This window comes from Roseiarcus sp. (genome assembly GCF_052145395.1).
GTDB lineage: Bacteria > Pseudomonadota > Alphaproteobacteria > Rhizobiales > Beijerinckiaceae > Roseiarcus.
Genome location: NZ_JBKQOT010000529.1, coordinates 1 through 5,231 on the forward strand (window position 1 = coordinate 1; position 5,231 = coordinate 5,231).

Consider the following 5,231-nt stretch of genomic DNA (forward strand, 5'->3'; position numbering starts at 1 on the left):
GTCGTATGATTTGTCGCCTTCGCCCGGTTGTCACAAGCAGCCGGGCCGATTTTTGCCCTCACCCTCCAACTTCTTCGGCGGCGGCGGAGACGGGCGCGATGGCGCAACGCTGCCGCGCTTTCCACGCTTCGAGCGCGGCGCGTTCGACGTAATTTTTGCCGCAGATCTTGAAAGTTGGCGGAAATCCCGGTACCTTAATCCAGCGCGTGACCGTGCGTCTGCTGCGGGAGAACTCTCTCGCGACCTGCGAGAGCGGCACCATCGCGTAGGCGGGGTCTGGGGGGTGTGCAGGCATTGGGTCTCGGTCCCCTTCAGGGTTTGCGAGACACCTAATATTCACATTTAGCCGACACCGTCCTTGGGAAATAAAATCGGGCAGCCGATTTTTTTGCTTTTTTACGCCCGGGCCCGATCCGTTGCGGTAGTCAGGCGCGTCGATCTTTCCATAAGGCAAACCAAGTCGTCGGGTCGGCGATGATTCCCGGCAACAGCTCGTTCTCGAAAAAGGCAGCCTCGCTCATGCCATCCGCCAGCGCGCGCGCCTTGTCGACCTTGGCGGCGTCGCTCTCGATGACGCTCTCGATGACCAGTCGCCAGACGCGGCTCAACTGCCGATGCCAGACGCCGCGCTCGTCATTCCTCTTCCGTAAAATGCGCAATGTGCGCCGCAAGTCATCTACATAAGGCGCGAAACTGTTTCGATGCCGCTCGTCCTCAATCCGGGACACCGTTTCCCATTGCTTGCCGAGGCGCGGTTCCCCCGGCGTCAATACGCGAAACGGAAGCCCGCGGGCCATGCGGGCTAAGTTGTCGGACGTCGGGTCAGGCGCGCCGACAGCGGCTCCCATCAAGCTCTTAAGCACCGCAAGCTCTTTGAACCCCTGCTCTTTTTTGATCGTTATCCACGCGTCGAAAAATGCGAGGACGTATCGATCCTTGTGGTCCTTGACCGACCCGGGCGGCCGCCCGGACGGCCTGCCGGTTGGTTTCGTGACCATCGCCTCAGCTCCTCGCGGACACGAGGCGCGCTCACGCCGCCCGCCGTCCCACAGCCTCGGCGAGCAGCGAGACGACAAGCTGGTTGAGGCTGACGCCTTCTGCGGCGGCGAGCCGGCGCAGCTTGTCATGCAACGTCCGAGGCACGCGTTGTCGCCATTGGCCCAGCGCGGCGGGGCCGGGAACCTCGCGCCCCAACTGGCGCGCCGCGTCCTTCCACTCTTCGATCGCCGCGAGCGCGTCCGTGAGCGCCTCGGCGCGCGTTTCCCCGTCGCCAAGGCAGCCCGGGAGGGCCGGGACTGTGGCGAGCCATCCCCCGCCGTCCGCCTCGTCAAGCGGCTCGACGACAATTGCGTAGTCGGCCTCAGTCGTCGCCGTTTGCTTCACTTTCCGTGTCATCGCACATCGCCACAAACTTGCGGACATAGATCGGTTTGATCGGCCGGTGGGCAGGGACGACCAGAATGTCCGGCTTTCCGGGCGCCGCGATCTTCCAGTGCGAGCCGCGCGACGGCGGCAAGCATTGCCAGCCGAGCCGTTCGCAAACCCGCCGAATGTCCTCAATGGTCCAGTTGCCGGCGGGGTTTCGGCGCATCGCCGCCAAAACGTCGCCGGTCTTCGCCATGATTTCAGATACCGCTTACGGTATCATATTTCAAGGCCATATGACCCGGTTTGTCCGCTCTTGTCCCGCTTTCCGATCCAGTGAGCCCCTCGCCGAGCCTCTTTGCAACCGCCGCGTCGCTCGCAAAAAGAGGAATTAAACCCTTGATTTGAGGTTCCTTGCCGAAAGTCGGCATTAGAAGGATTGGCCGACGCCGGGTCGCTGAACTGGTAGCTGTTTGATGTCCTGACGACCCGGACGCGAGTGGCGCCGACGCCGGGCAGACCGGGAGCCCACTCCCTGACCCGCTTGATGCGGTTGACCCAAGTCAGCAGCCCGGCCGCCTCAAGCGCCGCGATCGCCTTCTGGGCGGTCGAGACTGCGCACTTGGCGCGCTCGCCGATGGTGGCGAGGCTGGGGAAGCAGATCCCGCTGCGGGCGTTGTGGAAGCCCCACAGAAGCGCCTCGAGGACCGCGAGGGCCTTGGCGGTGACCTGGCCGTAGTGCTTGCCAGGTTCGGTCCGGTGCGACAGGGCGCGAGCGAGGTGCAGGATCCGCACCTTCGCGTTGCGGTCGAGGGCGCGCGGGCGGCCGACGCCGAACATCTTCTCCCTGCCCCCACGGCGGCCCGTGGCTGGCCTCGATGTCGGCGGGGCTGTGATCCTGCCTCCAACCGTCCGGCGGCCGTGTAGGGCCACTTCTGCGGCTTCTGCGGCCTCTTCGGCGATCTCCCCATCGGCCAGGGCGCGATAGATGCTCTTCAGGGCTTCGTCGATCTGTGCAGCGGACATGGGTCTCCTATCCGAGACCCGCCCTTCGTGCGGTCGGCTCCAGGCAAAGCGACACCGTCGAGGCCAGCGAGGCCTCTTGCGTCGAATCTGTTTTCGGGGGATAGATCGGTTGCCAGACCTGATCTACACCCCCGTCCGCCGGGGACACCGGCCCGCCTTATCGGCGGGTTTCGTGTTTCTGGGCCTCAGCCCTCCATCGCGCGGTGATTCGCGCCATCCGGCAGACTCGGCTGTTCGGCGATTCTCGTCAACGATGGTCGGCTCGATGCGCCGCCACCCGGCATTTGTCGGAACAGAACTTCCGATCGGAGCGGCCGACCACGGGTGCGCCGCAGTGTGCGCAGGCAGGCCGCCATTTCTTCTTTGCGTAGCTGCGATCGATTTGGCGCGCCCGCTGCACGTAGCGATAGCGTTGGCGGGCGAAGCATGTGGGACATCGCCGCGCCCCGCGTCGGTAGCGGATGCTGCGGGCGTCAAGGTAGAGCGCGCCGCAATCGTCGCAGGTCTTGAGGACGAGAAAGCGGGGACGACCATCCCAGTACAAACGCCGCACGAAGGCTTCCTGCGGGCTGGCGGGAGGCGGTAGGCGTTTGAAGATGACGCCAAAAATGGCGTCCACAGTCGGCTGACCGACCTGACTGGCGTATCCAGGCGGGTCGAAGATGACGCCCTCCGCTTCTAGGCGGCCATCGTCGCGTTTCGTCACTGCAATGCGAACCATGGTGTAACGGATAGACGATAGCATGAGCGGCACAATGTTTTTCTCAGGCCTTCGGTTAACCCTCCGTCAACCATGCCGGGCCTACGATCGCCGTCACTGACGCGCGCAGGTGACGTCCTATGGACGGACAATGGAAGACCTATCGGGAGATCGCGACCACGCTCGGCGTCAGTGTCGAGGCCGCGCGGCGACGGGCGTTGCGGGGGAAATGGGCGCGCATGCCGGGGAACGATGGCATGACGCGCGTCAGGCCCCCTGACGACCTGTCAGCCCCCCGCGCACCTGACGTCCGACCTGACGCAGTCCCTGACAACCCCGCGCTTGTGGACGCCTTGCAAAGCCATATCAAGACCTTACAAGTGGACGTTGAGACATTGAAAGAACAGCTTGCCGTCGAGCAGGCGAAAGCGTCGGCGGCGATCGAGGCGTTCGCGTCGCTCGCGGATCGCCTGGACGCCTTAGCGGCCGATCGGGCTCGATCGTGGTGGCGCAGGCTTGCGGGCTAAGGGGGAAACATCTTAGCCATAAATTTCGCCGCCGCCGCGTTCGAACCGGCGTCAGCCGTGAGGGCGGCTTCAAGGGCGCGCCCTCTCTCCGGGTCGTCGTGGCTGATCATTCCGATTATCACCGGGTGAATGAAATAGCGGAATGGATCGCCTCGCCCACCATCGCCGATGGCGATCAGGACAGAATCGTCTGTCAGCCGCTGAACGGCCCGGCGTAGCGAGCGCTCTCTTGCCGGGAGCAGCTTGGCGGTCGGTGGCGTGCCGGCGCTTTCCAAGATGGCCGCCCGCATATCCTCGAACGTCATCGGCTTGCCCGCGCGGCTAATCATCGCTTGGACGAAATTTTGCAAATGGCCGTGACCGCGCGACATTTCGGTCTCTCGGTTAAGCGTTCACTGTGTACGCTTAACTGGCGAAGCAAGCAAGCCGCTCCCCGCGCGCGAGTGCGACCCTCAGGCGTCGTTAAGAAACTGCGACCCGCGGCGAACGGATGGAGCGTCCAGCCCCCTGACTACTCGAGCGCCAATTGGAGCATGATGGCCACGACGCCGGTCGGCCCGAGCTAAAGATGTGACGTTGCCATTGTCAGATTCCTTCTCGTTACGGTCACCCCATATTAGAGAAAAGGAGTGGATGGACTCTTCCCGAAATCCGACAATCCTTTTGTCCGTAAACGCGAAACTTGCTCGTGTTTTCGGACACTCTATGCGATGTGCCAAGACGATCTCGAAGCCTCTTAAAACCCGCACGTCCTTCGTGGTAGTTCGATCTGCGTCAGCGGGAGTGTGAATATATGCCGGCATACAAAAACCGACCACCCATGAAGCCTGACACATCCATGTGGCGGTACTTCAGCCTCGACGCCCTAATTGCGACGGTGCGAGAGCGGAAATTACGGTTCACGCGCATTGATACGTTTGAAGACCCCTTCGAGGGGTCTGTGCCGAAACAAACGATAGACGACCAAGTCGTGCTCTTCGGAGGCGCTTACCACATGCTTACCTCCGTCGCGGCGCATTACCCTGCCGGGGCAATGTCTCTCCCCGAACGGGAGGACCCTTGGGAGAGAATGACCCGCCTGCGACGCGCAAAGACGCGATCCACGCATGCGTGCTGCTGGGCGGCAGGCCATGAATCCGAGGCGTTGTGGCGGCTGTATTGCAAGCCGCCTAGTGAAGGCGTCGCTATGCGGACAACGCTGGAGAAATTGGAAACGTCGGTCGCTCCGCACAATTTGTACGTCAGCCCCATCGAGTACCGGTACTATCACGAGGGGCCAAGTTTTGACGATGACTTGGATTCGTTCATGCACAAGCGCCAAGGATTCTCCGCCGAGAACGAGGTGCGCTTGCTGAAGGTCGACGACGCGCATTTCGGTGCGCTCATGAGTAAGCCGCCGACTACGGCCGAGTTACCTGCACACCTATTTCTGGACTGGCCAGCGGCCGACACCATCGAGGAGATCGTGCTGAGTCCGTATGCCGAGGAGTCTTTTGAGCAGCGGGCGCGCGCCGCCATCGAAGCTGTGGACGCGTCACTGCGAGACCGCGTGAATCTGTCTGTTTTGAGCCCGCGCCGGTATGCACCGGGCTTTTGACCCGACCAAGCGGCTG

8 protein-coding genes are annotated in these 5,231 nt (G+C 62.8%); 2 read left to right on the top strand and 6 right to left on the bottom strand.

Annotation, left to right across the window (positions count from 1 at the left end; all coding sequences use genetic code 11):
* Window positions 1-425: 425 nt before the first annotated feature.
* From ACLP25_RS18150 to ACLP25_RS18170, 5 genes are all read right to left on the bottom strand, one after another.
* Window positions 426-998, bottom strand: coding sequence for a hypothetical protein (locus ACLP25_RS18150; protein ID WP_442470573.1), 573 nt, complete (start codon window positions 996-998; stop codon window positions 426-428).
* Between the two features lie 31 nt (window positions 999-1,029).
* The gene (locus ACLP25_RS18155; RefSeq protein ID WP_442470574.1) at window positions 1,030-1,383 is read right to left on the bottom strand and encodes a type II toxin-antitoxin system HicB family antitoxin; all 354 of its coding nucleotides are present in this window, start codon (window positions 1,381-1,383) and stop codon (window positions 1,030-1,032) included.
* Window positions 1,361-1,591: a type II toxin-antitoxin system HicA family toxin gene (locus tag ACLP25_RS18160; protein ID WP_442470580.1), complete on the bottom strand. Its 231-nt coding sequence runs from the start codon at window positions 1,589-1,591 to the stop codon at window positions 1,361-1,363. Before ACLP25_RS18160 ends, ACLP25_RS18155 begins: the two co-directional genes overlap by 23 nt.
* 53 nt (window positions 1,592-1,644) lie before the next feature.
* A complete protein-coding gene (locus tag ACLP25_RS18165) occupies window positions 1,645-2,391 on the bottom strand; it encodes a helix-turn-helix domain-containing protein (RefSeq protein WP_442470575.1) in 747 nt (248 codons plus the stop codon).
* A gap of 247 nt (window positions 2,392-2,638) precedes the next feature.
* Window positions 2,639-3,097 carry a hypothetical protein gene (locus ACLP25_RS18170; RefSeq protein ID WP_442470576.1) on the bottom strand — a complete coding sequence of 153 codons (459 nt, stop codon included), beginning with the start codon at window positions 3,095-3,097 and terminating at the stop codon, window positions 2,639-2,641.
* 347 nt (window positions 3,098-3,444) lie between these two features.
* Here ACLP25_RS18170 and ACLP25_RS18175 point away from each other — a divergent pair, with 347 nt between their 5' ends.
* Complete coding sequence (locus ACLP25_RS18175; RefSeq protein ID WP_442470577.1) at window positions 3,445-3,618, top strand: hypothetical protein; 174 nt, start codon at window positions 3,445-3,447, stop codon at window positions 3,616-3,618.
* Here the strand turns inward: ACLP25_RS18175 and ACLP25_RS18180 are convergent.
* A complete protein-coding gene (locus ACLP25_RS18180; protein ID WP_442470578.1) occupies window positions 3,615-3,989 on the bottom strand; it encodes a hypothetical protein in 375 nt (124 codons plus the stop codon). The genes ACLP25_RS18175 and ACLP25_RS18180 overlap by 4 nt on opposite strands.
* A 449-nt stretch (window positions 3,990-4,438) precedes the next feature.
* Here ACLP25_RS18180 and ACLP25_RS18185 point away from each other — a divergent pair, with 449 nt between their 5' ends.
* Window positions 4,439-5,215, top strand: coding sequence for a hypothetical protein (locus ACLP25_RS18185; RefSeq protein WP_442470579.1), 777 nt, complete (start codon window positions 4,439-4,441; stop codon window positions 5,213-5,215).
* Window positions 5,216-5,231: the final 16 nt, after the last annotated feature.

What these genes read in the sequence shown, in the direction of transcription:
- ACLP25_RS18150 (WP_442470573.1), bottom strand. Translation starts at nt 998, where the DNA reads ATGGTCACGAAACCAACCGGCAGGCCGTCCGGGCGGCCGCCCGGGTCG.
- ACLP25_RS18160 (WP_442470580.1), bottom strand. Translation starts at nt 1,591, where the DNA reads ATGCGCCGAAACCCCGCCGGCAACTGGACCATTGAGGACATTCGGCGG.
- ACLP25_RS18165 (WP_442470575.1), bottom strand. Translation starts at nt 2,391, where the DNA reads ATGTCCGCTGCACAGATCGACGAAGCCCTGAAGAGCATCTATCGCGCC.
- ACLP25_RS18180 (WP_442470578.1), bottom strand. Translation starts at nt 3,989, where the DNA reads ATGTCGCGCGGTCACGGCCATTTGCAAAATTTCGTCCAAGCGATGATT.
- ACLP25_RS18185 (WP_442470579.1), top strand. Translation starts at nt 4,439, where the DNA reads ATGAAGCCTGACACATCCATGTGGCGGTACTTCAGCCTCGACGCCCTA.